Genomic DNA, 22,752 nt, shown 5'->3' on the forward strand with positions numbered 1-22,752 from the left:
CAAGTATATTGAGGATACAATGCGCTAGTTATGTTTGTAAAGAGTAAGTTTTGCGGGGAAATTGAGAAATAAATGTTCCATTCTTTGCGTTCCTTCCTTCGCATGCTAAAATTGATGAGAAATGATTGTTTAAAGAAGAAACTGAAGGTTTTATTGTATATAAGGAGGAACTACATATGACAGAAGTAAAAACAATTACTACAGAAGAAGTGCAAGAGCGTTTAGAAAATGGAGAAACATTATTTTTAGTAGATGTAAGGGAAGATGAAGAAGTAGCGGCAGGGAAAATTCCGGAAGCTGTACATATTAAAATGGGCGATATTCCAAATAAAGTAGATTTCTTTGAGAAAGAGAATGAATATATCTTTATTTGCCGTTCGGGAATGCGTAGTGAAAACGTATGCCATTATTTAAATGAGCAAGGATTTAAAACAGTGAATATGGTTGGCGGTATGCTTCAATATGAAGGTGAAACGAAATAGTTAATTGTTAAAAACTTGAAACGAGTCTGTTTCAAGTTTTTTTCTTTTGCATACAGTGTATAAAAGGGGGATAGGTAAATGGGGATTAACATGCGTAAAGTAAAAATTATAAATAATACAGGAGCTGTTAATGTCGGTGACTGTTATGATATCTCACCTTTAGCTGTGGCAAAAATATATGCTGGTGCTGGAGGATCGAGTGCGGCTGTTTTTTTAAATGGGAAACGACAGCCAGAAGCTGTGATTAGAACATCAGTGTTTCTTCCGCCATTAGCGACGAGTACACGTACATTAGGTGCATAAAGGAAAGGTAGAGTGTAAGTATGCCTGCACGTATTAAAGAATTTATTATCGTTAATAATACTGGGAATATATTTACAGGGGATAATTTGAGTGATACTTCATTTACTGCTACGAAATCGTATAGTGGTTCAATGGGTTGTACTTGGATTGATGTTGTTACAGTAATAGGGACGGAGACGAAGCTTTGTTTACAGCCGGGAGATTCTGTGACGACAACATATACACGAGGAACTCCTGCTGGTACTTTAACAGGAACAAATATGGGGCAAAGTGTAAATGCATCGGGTATAGCGCAAGCTGTCCCTAATACAGATAATATGGATTCAACAGCTGGACTCCCCTAGGAAATTAGGGGAGTTTTTATTAATTTAATTAAAAAATTCACTTCATAAAATAAATTAGAGTCTAATAAAAGTAGTCTTGGAGATTGCTTTTGTAAATAGATTAAAAAGAAGAGTTTTGTTTCATGTAAAAAGATGGTTTGTAGGTGGTGAAAATGTGAAAGAGCGTGATAATAAAGGGAAACAACATTCGTTAAACTCTAATTTTAGAATTCCACCAGAACTTATTGGGCCTACTTTTCCTCCTGTTCCAACTGGATTTACGGGTATAGGGATTACAGGCCCAACAGGTCCACAAGGTCCAACGGGCCCTCAAGGACCAAGAGGATTTCAAGGTCCGATGGGAGAGATGGGACCGACAGGACCGCAAGGAGTGCAAGGGATTCAAGGGCCAGCTGGACAAATAGGAGCAACAGGACCAGAAGGACAACAAGGGCCCGAGGGATTGAGGGGACCAGTAGGAGCAACGGGAGCAACAGGTCTGCAGGGCGTGCAAGGAATTCAAGGTCCGATTGGTTCAACAGGCGCGACAGGAGCACAAGGTATACAGGGAATACAGGGATTACAAGGTCCGATTGGAGCTACTGGACCAGAGGGACCTCAAGGAATCCAAGGAGTGCAAGGGTTACCAGGAGCAACTGGCCCCCAAGGAGTTCAAGGAGTTCAAGGACTTATTGGTCCACAAGGGCCGAGTGGAAGTACAGGGGGAACTGGAGTAACTGGTCAGGGGGTTACAGGCCCAACAGGAATTACAGGTTCAACAGGGGTAACCGGTCCGTCAGGAGGACCTCCTGGCCCAACAGGTCCAACTGGTGCAACAGGGCCAGGAGGCGGACCGAGTGGAAGTACAGGAGTAACTGGATCGACAGGAAATACTGGGGCGACAGGAAGTCCAGGAGTAACTGGTGCAACAGGTCCGACGGGAAGTATAGGAGCAACTGGGATACAGGGCTCACAAGGAATACAAGGGATACAAGGGCCACTTGGACCAACAGGACCAGAAGGTCCGCAGGGGATTCAAGGTATTCCTGGTCCGACTGGAATAACAGGAGAACAAGGGATACAAGGAGTACAAGGAATTCAAGGGATAACGGGAGCGACGGGAGATCAAGGAACACAAGGTATACAGGGGGCTATAGGACCTCAAGGAGTGACAGGAGCAACAGGAGAGCAAGGGCCTCAAGGAATACAAGGAGTACAAGGGCCAATAGGAGCAACAGGTCCACAAGGAATACAAGGAATCCAAGGACCGATGGGTGAATTGGGGCCAACAGGTCCAGAAGGTCCAGAAGGACTGCAGGGCCCGCAAGGAATACAAGGAGTACAAGGTCCAATTGGTCCGACGGGACCACAGGGACAGCAAGGAATACAAGGACCAGTGGGATCGGTAGGTCCAACAGGTCCAGAAGGTCAGCAAGGTATACAGGGAGTGCAAGGTATACAGGGGCCGACGGGAGCGACAGGAGCACAAGGGATTCAAGGAATACAAGGGATACAAGGACAAATTGGTCCAACAGGGCCAGAGGGCCCACAAGGAGTGCAAGGTCCTCAAGGTACAATTGGCCCAACAGGGCCAATGGGGCCACAGGGAGTGCAAGGAATACAAGGAGAAATAGGTGCGACGGGAGCGCAAGGTGTTCAAGGTCCACAAGGAATACAAGGAATCCAAGGTCCGACGGGAGTAACAGGAGATACAGGAGCAACGGGAGCGACTGGTGAGGGAACTACAGGCCCAACGGGCGTAACAGGCTCAACAGGGGTAACAGGACCTTCCGGAGGGCCAGCAGGGCCGAGTGGTCCAACAGGTCCGTCGGGACCAACAGGAGTAACAGGTCCATCGGGTGGGCCACCTGGTCCGACAGGAGCGACAGGCGTGACGGGAGCAACCGGAGATACAGGAGCAACAGGAGCGACAGGTGTGACGGGAGCAACTGGAGATATAGGAGCAACCGGAGTGACGGGTTTACAGGGCCCACAAGGAATACAAGGTGTGCAAGGAGAAATAGGTCCAACAGGCCCGCAAGGTATTCAAGGTCCACAAGGGATACAAGGAGTAACTGGGGCGACGGGAGATCAAGGTCCACAGGGAATCCAAGGGCCACAAGGAATTCAAGGACCAACAGGAGCACAAGGAATTCAAGGAGAACAAGGTCCGCAAGGGATACAAGGAGCAACCGGAGCAACGGGAGCACAAGGCCCACAGGGAATTCAAGGGATACAAGGAATCCAAGGTCCGACCGGTCCACAAGGCCCAACTGGCATTCAAGGTGTGCAAGGGGAAATAGGTCCAACAGGTCCACAAGGTGTGCAAGGCTTGCAAGGCCCACAAGGCCCAACCGGGGACACGGGAGCAACCGGTTCGCAAGGGCCACAAGGAATTCAAGGTCCAACGGGAGTCACGGGAGCAACAGGGCTACAAGGAATTCAAGGCCCAACCGGAGCCACGGGAGCAACAGGTTCACAAGGAATCCAAGGTCCAACAGGCCCAACAGGAGCTGGAGCAACCGGAGCCACTGGAGCGACCGGGGTGACTGGAGTTAGTACAACTGCAACGTATGCATTTGCAAATAATACATCAGGAACCGCTATTTCCGTTTTATTAGGTGGTACGAATATCCCATTACCGAACAATCAAAATATTGGACCAGGAATAACCGTTAGTGGTGGAAATACTGTATTTACAGTTGCGAATGCAGGTAATTATTATATAGCCTATACAATTAATTTAACGGCAGGATTACTTGTAAGCTCTCGTATAACTGTAAATGGCAGTCCGCTTGCGGGAACGATAAACTCTCCGGCAGTGGCTACTGGTTCATTTAGTGCACCAATAATTGCTAACTTGCCTGCTGGAGCTGCTGTTAGTTTACAATTATTTGGATTAGTTGCAATAGCTACATTATCTACGACAACACCAGGAGCTACTCTCACTATTATTAGATTAAGTTAATAAGTAGAAAAACCTTGGAACTTTTATGTTTCAAGGTTTTTTTATCCCAGTATTTGAGAGTCGTTCTCGCTAATCAGAGGGGAATTGATAACCTTCTATTGTTTAAAGTTTCACTTTATTCACCTTAGCAAAAACATCGCAGTTCGAAAATATATTATAATAGAATGAAAAGAGAGAAATTTGGCAGAAAGGGAGGGTGGCGATGCAGGAGATGGTTAAAGACTTTTTTGGACGCCCACTTCAAGATTTACGCATATCTGTCATTGATCGTTGCAATTTTAGATGTACATATTGTATGCCGGCAGAAGTATTTGGGCCTGATTATGCTTTTTTGAAAGATGAGTTTTTACTGACGTTTGATGAAATCGAGCGTTTGGCAAAAGTGTTTGTTAGCATCGGTGTAAGAAAAATTAGACTTACTGGTGGTGAGCCACTACTCCGTAAAGATTTAGCAAAACTTATTGCACGTCTCGTGAAAATTGAAGGGCTAGTAGATATAGGATTAACGACAAATGCGATTCATTTAACGAAACAAGCGAAGGCATTAAAAGAAGCTGGATTACATAGAGTAAATGTTAGTTTAGATGCGATAGATGATGATATATTTAGAAATATTAATGGTCGAAATATTAATACAAAACCTGTGATTAAGGGCATTATAGCAGCAAAAGAGGCAGGGCTTGAAGTAAAAGTAAATATGGTTGTGAAAAAAGGGATGAACGATCATCAAGTACTTCCGATGGCTGCGTATTTTAAAGAGCAAGGAATTTCACTTAGATTTATTGAGTTTATGGACGTTGGTAGTACGAATGGATGGAATTTTGATCAAGTAGTTACAAAGCGGGAATTAATTGAGATGATTCATGGAGTGTATCCGCTTGAGCCAGCTGAAGCGCATTATTTTGGTGAAGTTGCGAAACGATATCGGTATGTTGGAACAAATGTAGAGGTCGGGTTTATTACTTCTGTTTCTGAGTCGTTTTGTTCTTCTTGTACGAGGGCGAGAATTTCGGCGGATGGAAAATTCTATACTTGTTTGTTTGCGACGGAAGGATTGGATATAAGGGAACTTCTTAGAGATAATCTTTCGGATGAAGAGCTATTACATGTTATACAAGATGTATGGATGAATAGAAAAGATAGGTATTCAGATGAACGGACAGAAGAAAGTGCGAAAAATCGTCCGAAAATTGAAATGTCTTATATAGGAGGATAAGAAAGGGGGATGTCGTATGCAAGAGCGATATTCAAGACAAATGTTATTTTCTGGTGTTGGGGAAGAAGGGCAACGGAAAATAAGAGGGAAGCACGTGCTCGTCATCGGTGCTGGTGCGCTCGGAGCAGCGAATGCAGAAGCAATTGTTAGAGCAGGTGTTGGAAAAATAACAATTGCTGATCGTGATTATGTAGAATGGAGTAATTTACAAAGGCAACAATTATATACAGAAGAAGATGCAAAGCATTATAAGCCGAAAGCGATAGCGGCAGCAGAACATTTAAAGGCAATTAATTCCGAAGTAGAAATTGTACCGATTGTGACTGATGTAACGGTGCAAGAAATGGAAGAGTTAATTAAAGGTGTAGATTTAATATTGGATGCGACAGATAATTTTGAAACGCGCCTTCTTATTAATGATATATCTCAGATGTATAACGTTCCATGGATATACGGAGGATGTGTTGGAAGTTACGGAGTAACTTATACAATCTTACCAGGAAAAACGCCGTGTTTTCGATGTTTAATGGAACATCCGGCGAGCGGAGCGACATGTGATACGGCCGGTATTATACAGCCAGCAGTGCAATTAGTAGTTGCACATCAAATAACGGAAGCCTTGAAAATATTAGTAGAAGATTTTGAGGCACTTCGTGAAACGATGCTATCATTTGATCTTTGGAATAATCAACAGATGGCATTTAAAGTGAATAGACAGAAAAAGGATACATGTTTATCTTGTGGAAAATTACGTACATATCCGAGTTTAACATTTGAAGCTCAAACGAAAACAGAAGTATTATGTGGACGAAATACAGTTCAAATCCGCCCAGGTGTGCGTCAGGGTTTTAATTTAGAAGAAATTAAAAAGCGCTTACAAAAAAGTGTGGATGTAAAAGCAACGCCGTATTTATTATCATTTCCAGTGGAAGAATATCGTTTTGTTTTATTTACAGATGGCAGGGCATTTATTCATGGTACGAATGATATGAATGTTGCGAAACGACTATATGCAAGATATATAGGTTGAACCTAAAGGAGAGTCCTTTAGGTTCAACTGGAAAAGATAGGATTAAGAATTTCTAATATAATCTCCATTTTTTCCGCCCGTTTTTTCAAGTAAGTACGTTTCGCCAATAATCATACTCTTATCAACGGCTTTACACATGTCATATACAGTAAGAGCGGTAGCGGAAGCAGCTGTTAAAGCTTCCATCTCAACGCCGGTACTACCTTCTGTTTTAACTTTTACTTCAATAAGTAGTCGATATTGTTCTTCTGACTGTTTCCAATCGAAAGAGACATCAACACCTTTTAATAATAAAGGATGGCACATTGGGATAATATCAGAAGTACGTTTCGCAGCCATAATGCCTGCGATTTGTGCAACAGCTAATACATCACCTTTACCAATTTCATTGTGAGAGATTTTATCAAAAATTTCTTTCGTAACGAGAATGCTAGAGCATGCTATTGCTGTTCGAACGGTTATTTTTTTGTCACTTATATCAACCATTTTAGCGCGTCCTTGGTCATTGAAATGTGTAAATGAAGACATGGAATTCCTCCTTGAAGTAATTGCTATTTAATATATAAAGTGTAATCGAGATTAGATATTTTGCAAATATGAGGTGAGAAACAATGGTAGAAAAACGAATCCCGATTCAAGTTGCTGAGGCAGTAGAGCGGGTTATGAAATACGCTAAGCATGGTGAAGTAGAAGAAGTTTCTATTACAGAAAGTTACGGGAGGATTCTTGGAGAGGATGTTGTCTCAGATCACGATGTTCCTCACTTTGATCGTTCTCCTTACGATGGTTTCGCAATTCGAGCAGAAGATACGAAGGAAGCGAGTCAAGAGCAGCCGGTTGAATTTGAAGTAATAGGAGAGATCGGAGCAGGGTTTGTTTTTACAGAAGAAGTAGGGGCTTTTCAGGCGGTTCGTATTATGACAGGAGCAGCTATCCCAGAAGATTGCAATGCAGTCGTAATGCTAGAGTTGACGGAAGGGTTCGAGAAGAACGAAAGTACATATATGAAGTTGAAACGCTCTTTCCAAAATGGTGACAATGTGTCATTTAAAGGAGAAGATATAAAACAAAATCAAGTCCTTGTTAACAAAGGTGTTGTAATCAATCCAGGTGTTGCCGCACTGTTAGCAACGTTTGGATATAGCACTGTGAAAGTTGTAAAACAGCCTGTTGTCGGTATTGTAACGACAGGCAGCGAATTACTTGAAGTGCATGAGCCGCTTGAGCCAGGCAAAATTAGAAATAGTAACTCTTATATGATTGCCGCTCAAATTATGAAAGTTGGCGGAAAAGTGCGTCACTATGGACAACTTGCCGATGAGTTAGACACATGTTTTACAGCCGTTAAATCAGCGATGGATGAGGTTGATATTTTAATTACAACGGGCGGTGTTTCAGTAGGGGATTACGACTATTTACCAGCTATTTATGAAAGGTTACAGGCGAATGTACTCTTTAATAAAATAGCGATGAGACCCGGAAGTGTAACGACAGTAGCTGAAGTTGATGGAAAGTTACTTTTCGGTTTATCAGGTAATCCATCAGCTTGTTATGTAGGTTTCGAATTATTAGTGCATCCAATTATAAAAACGTATTTGCATGCGAAGGATCCTCACGCATATAGAGCTGATGCTATTTTGCAAAAAGATTTTCCGAAACCAAATCCGTTTACTCGTTTTGTAAGAGCGAAAGCGAGCATTGTTAATGGGGCACTACAAGCGGCGCCAGTTGGTTTAGATAAATCGAGTGCGGTCTCTTCACTTGCGGATGCAAATGCTTTTATTGTGCTGCCTGGAGGGACGAGAGGGTTTGAAGCAGGAATGAAAGTATCTGTATTATTGTTAGAATGCTCTGAGGGAAGTGATTGGCCGTGGGCAAAGCCTCTTCAATCTTACAAATAGTAGGGTATCAAAATAGCGGGAAAACAACACTTGTAGAGAAAATGGTACATGCATTAGCTGAAAGAGAAATGAAGGTTGCTACAATTAAACATCATGGTCATGGGGGCTTTCCTGAAGTAGCGCAAAAAGATAGTGAAAGACACCGAAAAGCTGGTGCTGTAGTAAGTAGTGTAGAAGGCGCTGGATTACTATCTCTGTCCTCTTTACGAGATGAATGGTCCTTGCAAGAAATTATCCGCTTGTACGAATTTTTTGAAGTGGATACGATTTTAATAGAGGGCTATAAAGCTGAGGAATATCCAAAAATAGTGTTACTTCGTTCTGCGGAAGACGCTGAACTTTTACATAAAGTAGAAAATATAGCGGCGATTATTACGTGGTATGATGCTCCATCAAATGTACGAGAAGAATATAAAGTATTTCATATAACAGAAGAAAAGTTGTATATAGACTGGTTTTTACAAACGGTTAGGAGTGCAAAATGATAACTACATATTATGAAGTAATGGATACAGAAATCTCGATTGAAGAAGTGACAAAGAAAGTAGTTCGCCGTGAATGTGGTGCTGTCACAACATTTATCGGAACAGTTAGGGAGTTTACGAAAGGGCGTCGTACACTATACTTAGAGTATGTAGCTTATAAGACGATGGCAGAAAAGATGCTACAGAAAATTGGATCAGAAGTGAAGGAGAAGTGGCCCGGTACACATGTTGCGATTACGCATCGCATCGGCACGCTGCGAATTTCTGATATAGCGGTTGTTGTTGCTGTGTCAACGCCTCATCGCAAAGAGGCTTATGAAGCGAATGAATATATTATGGAGCGTATTAAGCAAATTGTTCCGATTTGGAAAAAGGAGTTTTGGGAAGATGGTGACTCATGGATTGGTGATCAATTAGAAAAAACACCATATCCAGCAGGAGAGCCTGGGAAGGAGTTATAAATATGATTCGAGTATTGTTATTTGCGAACTTGCAAGAAGAAGCAGGAACGAGTGAATTACAAATGGAGAAAGAAAATATTACTGTTGCAGAGTTAAAAGATATTGTTGCGAAAGAATATAATGTACCAGTGTCAGCGCCAATTATGGTTGCGATTAATGAAGAGTACGCAAATGAAGATGATACGATACAATCTGGTGATGTAGTTGCATTAATACCACCAGTGAGTGGTGGTTAATATTGGATTTGTGCTATAAAAAACGACTTTCCTATATAGGGAAAGTCGTTTTTTTATGGCATTTTGGAGAACACTATCTTATAGGAAAAGGAGGAAGTTATGAAAAAGATATGTGTAATTATTTCAATGATATGTTCTGTTTTTTTCTTTTCTCCAAGCAATTCTTTGGCAAAAGAATCGACGGAACAGCTTTTAGAAAGTGCGTTGCTGAATCGATATTACTCGGTTATAAGGCAAGTGACAGAAGATCAACATGAATGTGAATCCGTTACAAACATAAAGCGCATTGGGAAGAAAGATGAGTTTATTCCTAAATTTGCAGTTACGCTACAATTTCTTACATTTCAAGGGGCGCATAATCCACCGAATGATAAAGTTACACTTACTTTGGAAGATAATTTAGATCACGTAAAGATAAAGAAAGTGGAGCGAGAAAAGAATGTTTCTGGTGCTATTGCAGAAAAGGTTTGCGCACGAAAAAACGAAAAAATAAAAGCTCATTCTAATGATTTAGAGCGATAACCTATGACATTTTGTAGAGAAAGGTAATGAGCGATGGATATACTTTTAGCGATTTTACCAGCTATATTTTGGGGAAGTATTGTGCTATTTAACGTGAAACTGGGCGGGGGACCGTATAGTCAAACGCTCGGTACAACGTTCGGTGCGCTTATTTTCTCGATTGTTGTTTATATTTTTGTGAAGCCAGTATTAACGCCTACCGTTATTGGAGTTGGGATTGTGTCAGGTTTATTTTGGGCGCTTGGTCAGGCGAATCAATTGAAAAGTATTGATTTAATGGGTGTTTCCAGAACGATGCCAATTTCAACGGGACTTCAATTAGTTGCGACGACTTTATTTGGCGTTATTGTATTTCATGAATGGTCGACGACAATATCAGTTGTCCTTGGAGTTTTGGCGCTCGTTTGTATTATTATCGGGGTTGTTTTAACATCACTTCAAAGTAAAGAAGAAAAGAATGCAGAGCAAGCAGGGAATTTCAAAAAAGGAATTATTATTTTATTAATTTCAACGGTCGGTTATTTAGTTTATGTAGTAGTTATTAGGTTATTTAACGTAGATGGTTGGTCTGCTTTATTACCGCAAGCAGTCGGTATGGTGTTAGGAGGCATTTTACTTACGTTTAAACATCATCCATTTAATAAATATGCGATACGAAATATTATTCCAGGATTAATTTGGGCAGCTGGAAATATGTTTTTATTCATTTCGCAGCCGCGCGTCGGAGTTGCAACAAGTTTTTCACTTTCACAAATGGGCATTATTATTTCGACGCTTGGCGGGATTCTTATATTAGGTGAAAGAAAAACGAAGCGTCAATTAATAGGGATTGTCGTTGGTATCGTTTTTATTATCGCAGCCGGAATTATGCTAGGTATTGCAAAAAGTTAAAGGAGGTATTGAAATGTATAGCGATTTAGAAGGCAAAGTTGTCGTTATTACAGGGTCAGCAACGGGTCTCGGAAGAGCGATGGGGGTACGATTTGCTAAGGAGAAGGCGAAAGTTGTTATTAATTATCGCTCACGAGAGTCAGAAGCAAATGATGTGTTAGAAGAAATTAAAAAAGTAGGCGGAGAAGCGATTGCTGTAAAGGGGGATGTCACGATTGAATCGGATGTTGTGAATCTCATTCAATCTGCTGTGAAAGAATTTGGTACGCTCGACGTTATGATTAATAATGCAGGGATAGAAAACGCAGTCCCATCGCATGAAATGCCGTTAGAGGATTGGAATAAAGTAATCAATACAAATTTAACGGGTGCTTTTTTAGGGAGCCGTGAAGCGATTAAATATTTTGTGGAACACGATATTAAAGGATCTGTCATTAATATGTCTAGTGTTCATGAGAAAATCCCGTGGCCATTATTCGTGCACTATGCGGCAAGTAAGGGCGGTATTAAACTTATGACAGAAACGTTAGCGTTAGAATATGCACCAAAAGGTATTCGAGTAAATAATATTGGGCCTGGTGCAATTAATACGCCAATTAATGCTGAAAAATTTGCTGACCCGAAAAAACGTGAAGACGTAGAAAGTATGATACCAATGGGCTACATTGGAAAACCTGAAGAAATCGCAGCAGTAGCAACTTGGCTCGCTTCATCAGAGGCGAGTTACGTAACTGGAATTACGTTATTTGCAGATGGTGGAATGACTTTATACCCATCGTTTCAAGCTGGGCGTGGATAATATGAAAAGGCCAAAGAGATAAATCTCTTTGGCCTTTTTAAGCAAAAAAAAATAGCGGTCAGCTATTTTTAAAATTAATGATTGATTGTATCTTGAAGAAATTCTGTTGCTTGATGTTCTGAAACATTCTGTACGAGCGCAACTTCGCTAATAACCATTTTGCGCGCATTATCTAGCATTTGTTTTTCGCTCGCATTTAATGCTCTTTCTTTATTGCGACGAAGTAAATCACGAACAACTTCTGCACTATCTTGAAGATTGCCGTTCTTCATTTTTTCCATATTCATTGTATATCTTTGTTTCCAGGAAAGTGAGGGGTCTGATTCCCCATGATGAAATTCAAGAAGTATACCATCTAACGTACCTTTATCGACGATATAACGTATACCTGATTTTTGTAATTGATCCATCGGAAGCATTACTTGCATATCTTTACTAAGGATGCGTATCACACAATATTGACGCGAAGTACCTAATATTTCTTTCTCCTCAATCGCTTCGACGATCCCTGCACCGTGCATTGGATAAACGATTTTATCACCAATTTGAAACAAATCATCCACCTCCATATGTGGTAACCATCTTTAATGATAACACACTTAGATAAAAATGTCAAATTTTATATAATACCACATTGAATACATTCGAGTCAATATGGTAAAGGTCTTTTTTTTTATGTATTTTTTTGCGCTTTTATGTGAAATAAATATAGGGAACTTTTTTAGAAAAATAGTACAGGTGCAGAAAGAAGGCATATCCACTTATTTTTAAGCATAAAATATAAAATCGCTAATACAATATACCTAAATCCGTTCTTTGCAAAGGAGGGAGAGAAGGTGGGGCGCACAATTAGAATTGATATTACAAATAAAGTTGTAGCTAAATTTAGGCCAGATTATTTGGAATTATATACGAGTAAGTTTATGATAGGTAAGTTTTATGTCTATACTGAAGATAAACAATATGTGTTAGAAGACGGATATATATATGAAGATGGAAAATTTTATCGCATCATAGATACGCACCGTGGCAATAAAAAAGCGGCGGAGGGCTGCGATCTAGGATGGTGTTAACATGATTCGTGTGAAAGTGTTTGATGAAAGTCATGAAAAAGACTTAGAAGACGCTGTAAATGTATTTTTGAAAAAAATTGATGATGGAAATTTTGTAGATATAAAGTATCAAGTTGGTGTTTCAATTAACGATGATGAAAATCAAATTTATTGTTTTTCAGCGATGATTGTTTATAAAGCATAAAAAAGAGCTAGGGAGCCAGCTCTTTTTTATGCTTTATGTTGAGACAACATGTGTCGGTAAAATATTCATAATAGATTGTGTTGTGCCTGTTTTCTTTTCCGTTAAAAGAACTTCTCCTGTTTCATGCTCCTGAGCATCAGTGCACATACCGAGGTGATAACGATCACCTAAAAATGGATCAATATAAAAACCGTTTTTGAATACTTTATCATTCGGATGTTTTTCATGGTGAATTTCAGAACAGTTAATGCAATAGAACATAGCTTACATCCCCTTTTTATTTTTGTTTGAAAAAGTGAGTCGGTAGTCATTTCGCTCCTAAGGAAATGTTGAGGAGAAGAGAAATAACTACCTACTCAAATGGTGGGCATATTCCTTCTGATTTTTTATATCTCACGTATTGTCCCTGAGGGAAGGAGGAGAGACACAGTACGCATGATATAAGTAAGGCGCTTCTTTCAATATGAATGATGGAGTTTCATGTTGAGAGAAGTTTTTATTTTTTATTGCCTTTGTGAGTATATTATGAGGGAATGCTGAGAGGGTGTTTGTCCTGTTGAAAAAATGTTGAGAATTTCTCAACATTGAACATAGCCTTCCTTGACATATAACCAAATGGTGTTATATTATCAAAAATGAAACTAAAAGGTGTTATTTTTACGCCGAATAAAGGAGAATTAAAATGGAACAACAAAATACATTAAATGATATTAAACAAACAATTGTTTTTAACGCGTCTATTCAAAAAGTATGGAATGTAGTATCAACTGCAGAAGGAATTGCTTCATGGTTTATGCCAAATGATTTTGAATTAGAGGTAGGACATGAGTTTCATGTGCAATCGCCATTTGGGCCATCACCATGTAAAGTGTTAGAAATTGATGAGCCAAACCATTTATCATTCTCATGGGACACAGATGGATGGATTGTTTCATTTAATTTGAAAGACCTAGGAGATAATAAAACAGAATTTACGTTAATTCACGGCGGCTGGAAACATCCTGATGAAATTCTTCCGAAAGCGAATGCGAAGAGCTCTATTATTCACGATAGAATGAATGGCGGATGGGTAGCGATTGTAAATGAAAAACTGAAAAAGGTTGTTGAAGGTTAAATGTCTTCGTCAGCAGCGAAATATGATGTATTTCAAGCCATTGCTGATCCAACCCGCCGAGAAGTATTACGGTTATTAAGTGATAAAGAGTTACCCATTTCAAAAATAACGGATCATTTTCCGATGAGTCGTACTGCAGTTGTAAAGCACCTTCATATTCTTTCAGAAGCGAATTTAGTGAGTGGAAGAAAGAGTGGAAGAGAGAAGATATATCGTTTGCAACCAGAGCCGTTAGAAGAATTACAGCAGTGGCTCTCATATTATGAACGATTTTGGGATAATAAATTGTCCATGCTTAAACATATTGTGGAGAATGAGGAATAGAGTATATAAAGAGGATGACCGAAATGGTCATCCTCTTTATTATTGTTCACTTGTTTGTTTAGCTGGCTTTAATAAGAGCCAAGCGATAATTAATGTGAATACCGCTAATACGAAAGTGCTCATATAAATGACGTGTACACTTGATGCTAATGCGGATTGAGACTCGGTTACCACGTTTGCTGTAGTTCCTCCGTGTCCGCCAGAAGAAACAAGATCAAGATTTTTAATACCACGTGCGTGAATCATCGTATTGAAGATTGTTCCGAAGATTGCAGCGCCTAGTGTTTGACTAAATGTATTAATAAATGTGTTTAAACCAACTGCCGTTCCGCGTGTATGAGCCGGTACAGCTGCTTGAATTGTGACCATGTAAATTGGTGTAACAAGCCCCATTCCTAAGCCGAATAATCCGACTGCAACATAAATAAGGAATGATGGTGAATCTGTTGATAATGTAAATAATAAGAAAGTAGCAACTGATAAAATGCTAGCTCCAAGTAAAATGATTTGTTTCGTTTGTAACTTGCCAACTAAGTTACCGGAGAACATAGCACCGAATGTCCACATAACAGGAATAGGCATTAAAATGAGTCCAGCTTCTGTCGCATTTTTTCCTAAAACACCTTGGCTCCAAATTGGAAGATACACTGTAATACTAATAATCATTGCGCCAGCAATAAGCGTTAGTATGTTTATAGTAGATAGTGTACGGTTAGAGAAAAGTGCTAGCGGAATTAATGGTTCCGGAGATTTCTTCTCGATGTATAAGAAAATAATGAATGAAATAGCGGCAAAGATTAATAGGCCGATAATTGAAATGTCTCCCCAGTTTTGCTTACTGCTACCTGTTAATAATGCGTATAGCAGAGCGATTGTACTTAATGAGAAGACTGTTGCTCCAAGGTAATCGATATGTTGCTTGGCGGCAGACTTAACAGATTCCTTATAAGAAGTGGCAAACATTAAGCAAGCGATAATTCCAAAAGGAACGTTTAAGAAGAAAATATAGCGCCAAGAAAGAGAATCAACTAAAAATCCGCCGACTAACGGCCCAATAACACCAGATACACCCCAAACGGCACTCATCCAGCCTTGTGCTTTCGCGCGGTCTTTCGCTTCACTATATAGGTCTCCAATAATCGTCATTGTGATCGGCATAACAGCCCCAGCCCCTATACCTTGAAGAGCACGGAAGAAGATTAATTGTTCCATTGATGTAACGACTCCGCAAAGTGCAGAACCGATTAAGAAGATTGTTGCTCCGATGAGCAGAACTTTTTTACGGCCGAATAAATCAGCTAGCTTTCCGTATATTGGAGTCGAAACAGCTGTTGCAAGCATATAGATTGCATATACCCAACTAACAAGTTCGACGCCTGACAAATCACTCGTTATACGAGGGATCGCTGTACTAACAATCGTTCCTTCTACCGCAGAAAGAAACGTCATTAGCATTAAAGACATCATGACTTTTTTTCTCATTTGTTTTCCCCTTACCCTTTTTCGAATATTCAACAATATAAAATATAAAGGTACTAAGGTATATAAAGCAACAAAAAAGCAATGGGAAGTTAGGAGGAAGGGATATTTTTGAAGAAACGGTCGATATATTTAAAGTATCGCCGATATAATTTCGTGTACTGCTTTGCTATTCCAACATACCAAAAAAAGAAACAGGAAGCCCTGTTTCTTTTTTAATATTGCATTTTCGCATTTTGTCCAGCTGTTGTTCCGGCAATTCGGCCAGTAACAAGGGCAGATGTAATGTTATAGCCGCCAGTATAACCGTGAATATCAAGAACTTCTCCGCAGAAGTATAAACCATTCGTGAATTTCGAAGCCATTTCTTTCGGATTAATTTCTTTAACGGATACCCCTCCGCCAGTAACAAATGCTTTTTCAAGTGATTGCGTACCATTTACATAAACGGTAAATTCTTTAAAGTCTTTCACAAGTGCACGAATCTTCTCGTGAGAAACTTGTCCAGCTTGTTCGCTACCGTCAATTTCATTTTTTTCTAATAAGAATAGGAAGTAACGTTCAGGAACATAGCCTTTTAAAACGTTTTTAATTCCTTTTTTCGGATCTTCTTTCATTTGTTTCAGCATGCGCTGGAACAGTTGCTCACTATTTTCTTCTGGCAATGCATCGATACTCATGTGCACTGTGTTCGTTTTAAACTTTTTCATCGCTTTCACAACGAATTGGCTACAGCGAAGAGCAGCAGGACCAGATAGGCCGAAGTGAGTGAAAAGCATGTCCATTTTATGAGAAATGATAACTTTTCCTTTCGGGTTTAATACACTTAAGTTTACATCTCGTAAAGCAAGACCTTGCAATGTGCGGTCACGAATAAACGGTTCGTTTGAAAGAATTGGTACTTCTGTTGGGAAAAGTTCTGTAATTGTATGCCCAGCTTTTTCAGCCCAAGCGTATCCGTCTCCAGTAGAACCAGTTTGAGGAACAGATTTTCCGCCAACAGCGATAACGACGTGATTCGTTTCTAACACTTCGCCTGTTTGCAGTACGACTGCTTTCGTTTGACCATTTTCATATTCAATCGTTTCAACAGGTGTATTTGTACGGATTTTTACACCTAAATCTTTTAAGCGTGTTAAAAGTGCATCTACTACTGATTGTGCTTTATTTGATACTGGGAACATACGGCCATGGTCTTCTTCTTTCAGCTTTACGCCGAGATTTTCGAAGAATGTAATAATATCTTCATTATTGAAAATAGAAAAAGCACTGTATAAGAAGCGACCATTTCCAGGTATATGTTTAACGATTTCATCAAGTGGTAGACGGTTCGTTACGTTACAACGACCACCACCAGAAATCGCAAGTTTACGTCCTAGTTTATTTCCTTTATCAAGAAGTAAGACGCTTGCGCCTTCTTCAGCAGCACCGATTGCAGCCATTAGCCCTGAAGGACCGCCGCCGATGACAATAACATCATAATGCATAATATATCGACCTCATTTTCTACATTTCCTGCCTAAAAGAATAGCATGTTTTCCCTTAAAAGAAAAATAGAGTGAAGTACTGCTTCAGGAGAGAATTGTGGTACAATACAAAAGTTAGAGTTCAGCGTTATAAAGGAAGTAGGAGGATTTTTTGTATGTCCGATTCAAAATTTCTGCGCGGAACGCTTATTGTGACGTTAGGGACATTTTTAGTAAAGTTCTTAGGCATGATTTACGTCTTTCCATTTCATGCATTAGTAGGCACAGAAGGCGGAACGCTCTATACATATGGATACATTCCATATACGATATTTTTAAGTATCGCAACGGCAGGGGTGCCGCTTGCTGTTTCGAAGTTTGTTTCCAAATATAATGCACTTGGAGATTATAAAACGAGCCGGAGAATGTTCCGCTCGGGAATGGTTATGATGATAGTAACAGGAGTTCTTTCCTTCTTAGTACTGTACATGACCGCACCATTATTTGCAGAAGCAATGCTTGGTAAACAAAGTTTACAAAATAAGATAGAAGAAGTTACGACGATTATTCGCCTCGTAAGTTTTGCGCTTATTGTTGTGCCGGCAGCAAGTTTGATTCGTGGTTATTTCCAAGGCCATCAATCGATGGGGCCGACTACGGTTTCACAAATTATTGAGCAAATTATTCGTATCGTCTTTTTATTAGCGGGTAGTTTCATCGTTATTAAAGTACTTGGCGGTACAGTAGCAACGGCAGTTGGGGTTGCGACATTCGCTGCGTTCGTTTCAGCGGTTGGAGCACTTGGCGTATTAATTTGGTACTGGTTAAAACGTAAAAAATATTTGGATCAATATTTAATTGAGCAAACTGTACCAGAATCGACGGTAAGTACCGCTCAATTGTTTAAAGAGTTGTTTGCATATGCAATTCCTTACGTTGTAATTGGATTAACAATTCCTTTATATCAACAAATTGATACATTGACATTTAACTCTATTATGCAGGCGATTGGTCAAGGAGATATCGCAGAGCGAGCGCTTGGTATTTTCACGATGTGGACGCATAAATTAATTATGATTCCAGTATCACTTGCAACAGCGTTTAGTTTAACGCTCGTGCCAGCGATTACAAAGTCGTTTACTGAAAAGCAATACCGTTATTTGAAATTACAAATTACACAAACATTCCAGGCGAATATGTTTTTAACATTGCCAGCAGTTATCGGTATTTCTACACTTGCATATCCAATTTACACTGCTTTCTACGATTCAGATCCACTAGGTGGACAAGTATTAATGTGGTATGCGCCAGTTGCATTGTTATTCGCTTTATTCACAGTAACAGCAGCGATTCTGCAAGGGATTAACCAGCAGAAACATGCGATTGTTGCACTTATGATGGGTGTTATTTTGAAATTTGCATGTAACGTAATCTTTATTCGTTATTTCGGTACAGTGGGGGCGATTTTGGCTACTGCAGTCGGATTCTTAGCTTCCGTATGGTATACGAATAGACAAATCAAAAAACATGCAAACTATTCATTTGGTGTTGTATATAAGAGAACATTCCAAATTGCAGTATTAACACTTGTAATGGTTATTGCTGTAAAACTATCACAATGGCTTCTATCTTTCATGATTTCGCCTGATGGCCGTATTGGTGCTCTTATTACAGTTGCGATTTGTGCAGGTATTGGTGGTCTTGTTTACGGATTGTTAGCGATTCGCACAGGAGTACTAGAAAGAGTATTTGGCGGAGAAGCTTTAGAGAAAATCCAGCGTAAACTTGGTAGTAGATTCAAAATAAAGTTGAAATCAAAAGGGGCGTAAATACGTCCCCTTTTCTATGATAAATAAAGAAGGTGAAGAACATGAGATTAGATAAATTATTAGCGAATATGGGACACGGAAGTAGAAAAGAAGTAAAGAAATTACTGAAAGACGGCGTTGTGAAAATTGATGGAACGCCAGTGAAAGATGCGAAGTTTCATGTGAATGTAGAAGAGCAAGAGGTTATGATTCACGGTGAAGTTGTGGAATATAAAGAGTTTGTTTATTTAATGATGCATAAACCACAAGGTGTTATTTCAGCGACAGAAGATGATAACCACGAAACAGTAATAGATTTATTAGAATTAGAAGATGCGATTTTCGATCCATTCCCTGTTGGAAGGCTCGATATTGATACAGAAGGTTTCTTATTAATCACAAATGATGGGAAGTTAACGCATCAACTATTATCTCCGAAAAAGCATGTGCCGAAAAAATATTATGCACACATTTCAGGCGTTGTAACAGAAGAGGATGTAAAAGAATTCGCTAAAGGTGTTATTTTAGAAGATGGCTATGAAACGAAGCCAGGCGAACTTACAATTTTAAAAAGTGATGATATTTCCGAAATTGAGCTTGTTATTACAGAAGGGAAATTCCATCAAGTAAAGCGTATGTTTGAAGCTGTAGGGAAAAAAGTAGTGTATTTAAAGAGAACAGAGATGGGACCTTTATTGTTAGATGAAGAGTTAGAACTTGGGCAATATCGCGAGCTAACAGATGAAGAAGTAGAAATGTTAAAGACGTATCAAGTAGATAACGAGAAGTAACGCCAATTTTAGAGTATAGAAAAGACCCCTTTCTAATTATATAGAAAGGGGTATGTATTTATTTACATACAATTATTTTTTTGTTATGAGGTCATTCTCACTTTCTTTCCTGTCGTTGTCCACTTGCCGCGGCAAGGGCTATACACGAGTTCATTAAACTGCAACACATTTAGATCACGTTGTATCGTTCGCGGTGTGATCCCGAACTCATCTACAAGGTCTTTCGTTGTTACCGTACCGTTTTCATTGATGTACATATAAATCGATTTAATGCGTGTTAGCATACGAGTAGTTGTAGGTTTCAAGAGAAAACCACTCCTCTACTAGTTTTTTTGACCCCATTCAGGAAAGAAGGTCGTTACTACCATTGTACTCTACATGATAAAATTCATGCTTTAATCTACTTAAATTTTACAAAAGTTTAACAAATATTCATATAGAAAAATATTGGTAGTTGACATTGTATATTTGGTCAGTCAACTAACTCATAAATTTCTACGTAAAACGCCAAATTCCTGCAAATTTTTTTGAGAAAATAAAAGAAAAACTAATGAGAAATATCTGAAATATTACAATTGTTCGTCATTAAGTTTTCATGTATGGCATAAGAGATTTTCGTTTGCTATGATGAAAGAGACAATATAGTGAAGGATGGATGCGTGATGTCAACGATTAATTGGACAGAAGAAGTTGCAAAACGAAAAGATGATTTAATTCGTGATACACAACAATTTTTACAAATTAAAAGTGTATGGGAAGAAGAATCTGCGAAAGAGGGCGCACCATTTGGTGAAGGTGTAGAAAAAGCTTTATCTTTCATGTTACATAAAGGAGAAGCAGAAGGTTTCACTTCTAAAAATTTAGCAGGATATGCAGGTCATCTTGAAATGGGACAAGGAGAAGAATTAGTAGGTATTCTTTGTCACGTTGATGTTGTGCCAGAAGGAGATGGCTGGACAACTCCTGCGTATAGTGCGGATATTCGCGATGGGAAGATTTTTGCACGTGGTGCAATTGATGATAAAGGGCCGACAATGGCAGCTTATTATGCGATGAAAATCGTTAAAGAATTAGGCTTACCTCTTTCCAAACGTGTTCGTATGATTTTAGGAACAGACGAGGAAAGTAATTGGAAGTGTGTAGATCATTATTTTAAAAATGAAGAAATGCCAACAATCGGTTTTGCGCCTGATGCAGATTTTCCAATTATTAATGCGGAAAAAGGAATTTCTGACATACAAGTTGTGCAAAATGGTAGCGAAGAGAAAAACGGTGCATATGAACTTATTTCATTTGAGTCAGGTCGCCGTTTAAATATGGTTCCTGATTTTGCAGAAGCTGTTGTTACAGGAGAAGATGTAAATGCACTTACAGTAGCATATGAAACGTATTTACAAACTGCTAAAAAAATAGGGGAATCAACTATAGAAGGAAATACAGTGACGTTGCAAATGGAAGGAATTTCAGCACACGGATCTACTCCTGAAAAAGGAGAGAATGCAGGTTTATCATTAGCAAACTTCTTAACTACAGTTTCACTTGATGGAAAAGCAAATTCATTTGCGACATTTGTAACAGAAACATTTACTGGTGATATTTTTGGTGAAAAGGCTACTATTGCTTATAAGGACGAAATTAGTGGTCCGTTAACAGTAAATGTCGGTCGCCTTTCTTATTCGAAAGAAAATGGTGGCAATTTAGGATTAAACGTACGTTACCCGGTTACGACTAACTTTGAAGAAACAATTGCGAAGTTAAAAGAATATGTTGGCACTCATGGGTTTGAAGTAGCCGACTATTCTAACTCTCGCCCGCATCACGTTGACAAAGATCATACGTTAATTCGTACTTTGCAACGCGTATATGAAGAACAAACTGGTGAAAAAGCTGAATTGTTAGCAATTGGCGGTGGTACTTATGCTCGTTCATTGAAAGCTGGCGTTGCATTTGGCCCGTTATTCCCAGGAAAAGAAGAACTTGCGCATCAAAAAGACGAGTACATTGAAATTGAAGATTTATTAAAAGCAACAGCGATTTATGCGCAAGCAATTCATGAATTAGCGAAGTAATGGATATATAAATAATAAGAGGCCGTCCCAATACAGATTTTGGGACGGTTTTCTGTTAGGTGTAGGTTGCTTTTCTTGCCGTATTTTGTTGTTATATCGACATTCCTTGTCGAAACGTCGATATAATTTCATTTATTATTGCGTTCTGAACTTGGTTAGACTTTTAGGGAAGTTTGATTCTTTTTAATTGAATGAGATAAGAAAGAAAAGCAACAATAGAAAGAAGGAGAAGATGTACATGGAGCCGCATTATTTTGTCGCGATTACTTTACCAAATCATATAAAAGAAGTGCTGTCTAACTATAAAGAGGAAATGAAAGAGGAATTGCCATTTCGTTCATGGGTACATAAAGAAGACTATCATATTACCCTTTCATTTTTAGGGAGTGCGACAGAGGAACAATTAGAAGGAATAAAGAATGGATTACAAACACTTACAGAAACAACAGAACTATCGTTCACATTACAAGGATTTGCAACGTTCGGTATGGAAGATAGGCCGCGTATTTTTTGGTCGAAGGTAAGCGAGAATCAAGATTTGTTTCAATTGCAAAAGCAAGTACACACTATGTGTGAAGGAAATGGATTTTCTTTAGAAACGCGCCCGTATCATCCGCATATTACTGTTGCTCGTAAATGGGTAGGAGAAGAGAAGTTTGATTTAGAACATATAAAGGAAGTGCCTGAAATATCATTTCAAGCGGATACGATTACTTTATACGAATCTCACGTGAAGGAGACACCGAAGTATAAAGAGATTGCTGAAATAAAATTACAAAAATAGAATGTATGAAAACGTTTTTTATACAGGTGAATATACTATAGAG

Annotated in this window: 27 protein-coding genes; 21 read left to right on the plus strand and 6 right to left on the minus strand. The window is 39.2% G+C overall.

Annotated elements, in window-relative coordinates; translation table 11 throughout:
- Positions 1-176: 176 nt before the first annotated feature.
- The 6 genes from QCI75_RS03650 (at position 177) to QCI75_RS03675 (ending at position 6,322) form a co-directional block, all read left to right on the plus strand.
- Positions 177-482 carry a rhodanese-like domain-containing protein gene (locus QCI75_RS03650; protein WP_000141214.1) on the plus strand — a complete coding sequence of 102 codons (306 nt, stop codon included), beginning with the start codon at positions 177-179 and terminating at the stop codon, positions 480-482.
- Positions 483-560: 78 nt separating this feature from the next.
- Positions 561-785, plus strand: coding sequence for a spore germination protein (locus tag QCI75_RS03655; protein WP_000512595.1), 225 nt, complete (start codon positions 561-563; stop codon positions 783-785).
- Between the two features lie 20 nt (positions 786-805).
- On the plus strand, positions 806-1,129 hold the full coding sequence (locus QCI75_RS03660; protein WP_070140014.1) for a hypothetical protein: 324 nt from the start codon (positions 806-808) through the stop codon (positions 1,127-1,129).
- A 154-nt stretch (positions 1,130-1,283) separates the two neighbouring features.
- Positions 1,284-4,076 (plus strand): BclA-related collagen-like exosporium protein, encoded by a 2,793-nt coding sequence (locus QCI75_RS03665; protein ID WP_353761488.1) that lies wholly within the window; start codon positions 1,284-1,286, stop codon positions 4,074-4,076.
- 202 nt (positions 4,077-4,278) lie between these two features.
- Positions 4,279-5,292 (plus strand): GTP 3',8-cyclase MoaA, encoded by a 1,014-nt coding sequence (moaA, locus tag QCI75_RS03670; RefSeq protein WP_353759979.1) that lies wholly within the window; start codon positions 4,279-4,281, stop codon positions 5,290-5,292.
- Positions 5,293-5,308: 16 nt separating this feature from the next.
- Positions 5,309-6,322: a molybdopterin-synthase adenylyltransferase MoeB gene (locus tag QCI75_RS03675; protein WP_353759980.1), complete on the plus strand. Its 1,014-nt coding sequence runs from the start codon at positions 5,309-5,311 to the stop codon at positions 6,320-6,322.
- Between the two features lie 42 nt (positions 6,323-6,364).
- Here QCI75_RS03675 and moaC read toward each other — a convergent pair whose 3' ends face one another.
- The gene (gene moaC / locus QCI75_RS03680; protein WP_144504630.1) at positions 6,365-6,850 is read right to left on the minus strand and encodes a cyclic pyranopterin monophosphate synthase MoaC; all 486 of its coding nucleotides are present in this window, start codon (positions 6,848-6,850) and stop codon (positions 6,365-6,367) included.
- 83 nt (positions 6,851-6,933) lie between these two features.
- Here moaC and QCI75_RS03685 point away from each other — a divergent pair, with 83 nt between their 5' ends.
- The 7 genes from QCI75_RS03685 to QCI75_RS03715 all read left to right on the plus strand — a co-directional run bounded on the left by QCI75_RS03685 (position 6,934) and on the right by QCI75_RS03715 (position 11,617).
- Positions 6,934-8,223, plus strand: coding sequence for a molybdopterin molybdotransferase MoeA (locus QCI75_RS03685; protein ID WP_353759981.1), 1,290 nt, complete (start codon positions 6,934-6,936; stop codon positions 8,221-8,223).
- Positions 8,187-8,708, plus strand: a complete 522-nt coding sequence (gene mobB / locus QCI75_RS03690) for a molybdopterin-guanine dinucleotide biosynthesis protein B (RefSeq protein ID WP_142344554.1) — start codon at positions 8,187-8,189, stop codon at positions 8,706-8,708. The genes QCI75_RS03685 and mobB overlap by 37 nt, the downstream gene beginning before the upstream one ends.
- The gene (locus tag QCI75_RS03695) at positions 8,705-9,169 is read left to right on the plus strand and encodes a molybdenum cofactor biosynthesis protein MoaE (protein WP_144504634.1); all 465 of its coding nucleotides are present in this window, start codon (positions 8,705-8,707) and stop codon (positions 9,167-9,169) included. The genes mobB and QCI75_RS03695 overlap by 4 nt, the downstream gene beginning before the upstream one ends.
- Positions 9,170-9,171: 2 nt before the next feature.
- Positions 9,172-9,405 carry a molybdopterin converting factor subunit 1 gene (gene moaD, locus QCI75_RS03700; RefSeq protein WP_144504636.1) on the plus strand — a complete coding sequence of 78 codons (234 nt, stop codon included), beginning with the start codon at positions 9,172-9,174 and terminating at the stop codon, positions 9,403-9,405.
- A 99-nt stretch (positions 9,406-9,504) separates the two neighbouring features.
- Positions 9,505-9,927, plus strand: a complete 423-nt coding sequence (locus QCI75_RS03705; RefSeq protein WP_144504638.1) for a DUF3888 domain-containing protein — start codon at positions 9,505-9,507, stop codon at positions 9,925-9,927.
- Between the two features lie 33 nt (positions 9,928-9,960).
- Entirely contained in the window at positions 9,961-10,818 is an 858-nt protein-coding gene (gene glcU, locus QCI75_RS03710; protein WP_144504640.1) for a glucose uptake protein GlcU, read from the plus strand.
- Between the two features lie 13 nt (positions 10,819-10,831).
- The gene (locus QCI75_RS03715) at positions 10,832-11,617 is read left to right on the plus strand and encodes a glucose 1-dehydrogenase (RefSeq protein WP_144504642.1); all 786 of its coding nucleotides are present in this window, start codon (positions 10,832-10,834) and stop codon (positions 11,615-11,617) included.
- Between the two features lie 74 nt (positions 11,618-11,691).
- Here QCI75_RS03715 and QCI75_RS03720 read toward each other — a convergent pair whose 3' ends face one another.
- Positions 11,692-12,186 (minus strand): CarD family transcriptional regulator, encoded by a 495-nt coding sequence (locus QCI75_RS03720; protein WP_083595994.1) that lies wholly within the window; start codon positions 12,184-12,186, stop codon positions 11,692-11,694.
- A 267-nt stretch (positions 12,187-12,453) separates the two neighbouring features.
- Here QCI75_RS03720 and QCI75_RS03725 point away from each other — a divergent pair, with 267 nt between their 5' ends.
- Positions 12,454-12,690 carry a DUF2553 family protein gene (locus tag QCI75_RS03725; RefSeq protein WP_098775633.1) on the plus strand — a complete coding sequence of 79 codons (237 nt, stop codon included), beginning with the start codon at positions 12,454-12,456 and terminating at the stop codon, positions 12,688-12,690.
- Between the two features lies 1 nt (position 12,691).
- Entirely contained in the window at positions 12,692-12,874 is a 183-nt protein-coding gene (locus QCI75_RS03730; RefSeq protein ID WP_000621746.1) for a sporulation protein Cse60, read from the plus strand.
- Positions 12,875-12,907: 33 nt separating this feature from the next.
- On the opposite strand, the gene QCI75_RS03735 is transcribed toward QCI75_RS03730, so the two are convergent.
- Positions 12,908-13,135, minus strand: a complete 228-nt coding sequence (locus QCI75_RS03735; protein WP_144504644.1) for a DUF3973 domain-containing protein — start codon at positions 13,133-13,135, stop codon at positions 12,908-12,910.
- A 421-nt stretch (positions 13,136-13,556) separates the two neighbouring features.
- On the opposite strand from QCI75_RS03735, the gene QCI75_RS03740 reads away from it, so the two are divergent.
- Both QCI75_RS03740 and QCI75_RS03745 read left to right on the plus strand, forming a co-directional pair.
- Positions 13,557-13,988, plus strand: a complete 432-nt coding sequence (locus QCI75_RS03740; protein ID WP_144504646.1) for an SRPBCC family protein — start codon at positions 13,557-13,559, stop codon at positions 13,986-13,988.
- Positions 13,989-14,312 (plus strand): ArsR/SmtB family transcription factor, encoded by a 324-nt coding sequence (locus tag QCI75_RS03745; protein WP_000098845.1) that lies wholly within the window; start codon positions 13,989-13,991, stop codon positions 14,310-14,312.
- Between the two features lie 39 nt (positions 14,313-14,351).
- On the opposite strand, the gene QCI75_RS03750 is transcribed toward QCI75_RS03745, so the two are convergent.
- Both QCI75_RS03750 and QCI75_RS03755 read right to left on the minus strand, forming a co-directional pair.
- A complete protein-coding gene (locus tag QCI75_RS03750) occupies positions 14,352-15,794 on the minus strand; it encodes an MDR family MFS transporter (protein ID WP_144504648.1) in 1,443 nt (480 codons plus the stop codon).
- 212 nt (positions 15,795-16,006) lie between these two features.
- A complete protein-coding gene (locus QCI75_RS03755) occupies positions 16,007-17,278 on the minus strand; it encodes a BaiN/RdsA family NAD(P)/FAD-dependent oxidoreductase (protein ID WP_144504650.1) in 1,272 nt (423 codons plus the stop codon).
- A gap of 155 nt (positions 17,279-17,433) precedes the next feature.
- Between QCI75_RS03755 and QCI75_RS03760 the strand changes: the two genes are divergently transcribed.
- Complete coding sequence (locus tag QCI75_RS03760) at positions 17,434-19,086, plus strand: putative polysaccharide biosynthesis protein (protein ID WP_098775627.1); 1,653 nt, start codon at positions 17,434-17,436, stop codon at positions 19,084-19,086.
- 41 nt (positions 19,087-19,127) lie between these two features.
- Entirely contained in the window at positions 19,128-19,856 is a 729-nt protein-coding gene (locus QCI75_RS03765; RefSeq protein ID WP_144504652.1) for a pseudouridine synthase, read from the plus strand.
- Between the two features lie 83 nt (positions 19,857-19,939).
- Here the strand turns inward: QCI75_RS03765 and QCI75_RS03770 are convergent, their stop codons facing one another.
- Complete coding sequence (locus QCI75_RS03770; RefSeq protein WP_000805512.1) at positions 19,940-20,161, minus strand: DeoR family transcriptional regulator; 222 nt, start codon at positions 20,159-20,161, stop codon at positions 19,940-19,942.
- A 357-nt stretch (positions 20,162-20,518) separates the two neighbouring features.
- On the opposite strand from QCI75_RS03770, the gene pepV reads away from it, so the two are divergent.
- Positions 20,519-21,925, plus strand: a complete 1,407-nt coding sequence (pepV, locus tag QCI75_RS03775; RefSeq protein WP_144504654.1) for a dipeptidase PepV — start codon at positions 20,519-20,521, stop codon at positions 21,923-21,925.
- Between the two features lie 238 nt (positions 21,926-22,163).
- A complete protein-coding gene (gene thpR, locus QCI75_RS03780; protein WP_144504656.1) occupies positions 22,164-22,709 on the plus strand; it encodes an RNA 2',3'-cyclic phosphodiesterase in 546 nt (181 codons plus the stop codon).
- Positions 22,710-22,752 lie beyond the last annotated feature (43 nt).

The organism is Bacillus cereus group sp. RP43, from assembly GCF_040459645.1.
GTDB lineage: Bacteria > Bacillota > Bacilli > Bacillales > Bacillaceae_G > Bacillus_A > Bacillus_A mycoides_C.

Excerpts from the sequence above, each read along its gene's own strand:
- QCI75_RS03650 (WP_000141214.1), top strand. The coding sequence starts at position 177 with ATGACAGAAGTAAAAACAATTACTACAGAAGAAGTGCAAGAGCGTTTA.
- QCI75_RS03655 (WP_000512595.1), top strand. The coding sequence starts at position 561 with ATGGGGATTAACATGCGTAAAGTAAAAATTATAAATAATACAGGAGCT.
- QCI75_RS03660 (WP_070140014.1), top strand. The coding sequence starts at position 806 with ATGCCTGCACGTATTAAAGAATTTATTATCGTTAATAATACTGGGAAT.
- moaA (WP_353759979.1), top strand. The coding sequence starts at position 4,279 with ATGCAGGAGATGGTTAAAGACTTTTTTGGACGCCCACTTCAAGATTTA.
- QCI75_RS03675 (WP_353759980.1), top strand. The coding sequence starts at position 5,309 with ATGCAAGAGCGATATTCAAGACAAATGTTATTTTCTGGTGTTGGGGAA.
- moaC (WP_144504630.1), bottom strand. The coding sequence starts at position 6,850 with ATGTCTTCATTTACACATTTCAATGACCAAGGACGCGCTAAAATGGTT.
- QCI75_RS03685 (WP_353759981.1), top strand. The coding sequence starts at position 6,934 with ATGGTAGAAAAACGAATCCCGATTCAAGTTGCTGAGGCAGTAGAGCGG.
- QCI75_RS03695 (WP_144504634.1), top strand. The coding sequence starts at position 8,705 with ATGATAACTACATATTATGAAGTAATGGATACAGAAATCTCGATTGAA.
- moaD (WP_144504636.1), top strand. The coding sequence starts at position 9,172 with ATGATTCGAGTATTGTTATTTGCGAACTTGCAAGAAGAAGCAGGAACG.
- QCI75_RS03705 (WP_144504638.1), top strand. The coding sequence starts at position 9,505 with ATGAAAAAGATATGTGTAATTATTTCAATGATATGTTCTGTTTTTTTC.
- glcU (WP_144504640.1), top strand. The coding sequence starts at position 9,961 with ATGGATATACTTTTAGCGATTTTACCAGCTATATTTTGGGGAAGTATT.
- QCI75_RS03715 (WP_144504642.1), top strand. The coding sequence starts at position 10,832 with ATGTATAGCGATTTAGAAGGCAAAGTTGTCGTTATTACAGGGTCAGCA.
- QCI75_RS03720 (WP_083595994.1), bottom strand. The coding sequence starts at position 12,186 with ATGGAGGTGGATGATTTGTTTCAAATTGGTGATAAAATCGTTTATCCA.
- QCI75_RS03730 (WP_000621746.1), top strand. The coding sequence starts at position 12,692 with ATGATTCGTGTGAAAGTGTTTGATGAAAGTCATGAAAAAGACTTAGAA.
- QCI75_RS03735 (WP_144504644.1), bottom strand. The coding sequence starts at position 13,135 with ATGTTCTATTGCATTAACTGTTCTGAAATTCACCATGAAAAACATCCG.
- QCI75_RS03740 (WP_144504646.1), top strand. The coding sequence starts at position 13,557 with ATGGAACAACAAAATACATTAAATGATATTAAACAAACAATTGTTTTT.
- QCI75_RS03745 (WP_000098845.1), top strand. The coding sequence starts at position 13,989 with ATGTCTTCGTCAGCAGCGAAATATGATGTATTTCAAGCCATTGCTGAT.
- QCI75_RS03750 (WP_144504648.1), bottom strand. The coding sequence starts at position 15,794 with ATGAGAAAAAAAGTCATGATGTCTTTAATGCTAATGACGTTTCTTTCT.
- QCI75_RS03755 (WP_144504650.1), bottom strand. The coding sequence starts at position 17,278 with ATGCATTATGATGTTATTGTCATCGGCGGCGGTCCTTCAGGGCTAATG.
- QCI75_RS03760 (WP_098775627.1), top strand. The coding sequence starts at position 17,434 with ATGTCCGATTCAAAATTTCTGCGCGGAACGCTTATTGTGACGTTAGGG.
- QCI75_RS03765 (WP_144504652.1), top strand. The coding sequence starts at position 19,128 with ATGAGATTAGATAAATTATTAGCGAATATGGGACACGGAAGTAGAAAA.
- pepV (WP_144504654.1), top strand. The coding sequence starts at position 20,519 with ATGTCAACGATTAATTGGACAGAAGAAGTTGCAAAACGAAAAGATGAT.
- thpR (WP_144504656.1), top strand. The coding sequence starts at position 22,164 with ATGGAGCCGCATTATTTTGTCGCGATTACTTTACCAAATCATATAAAA.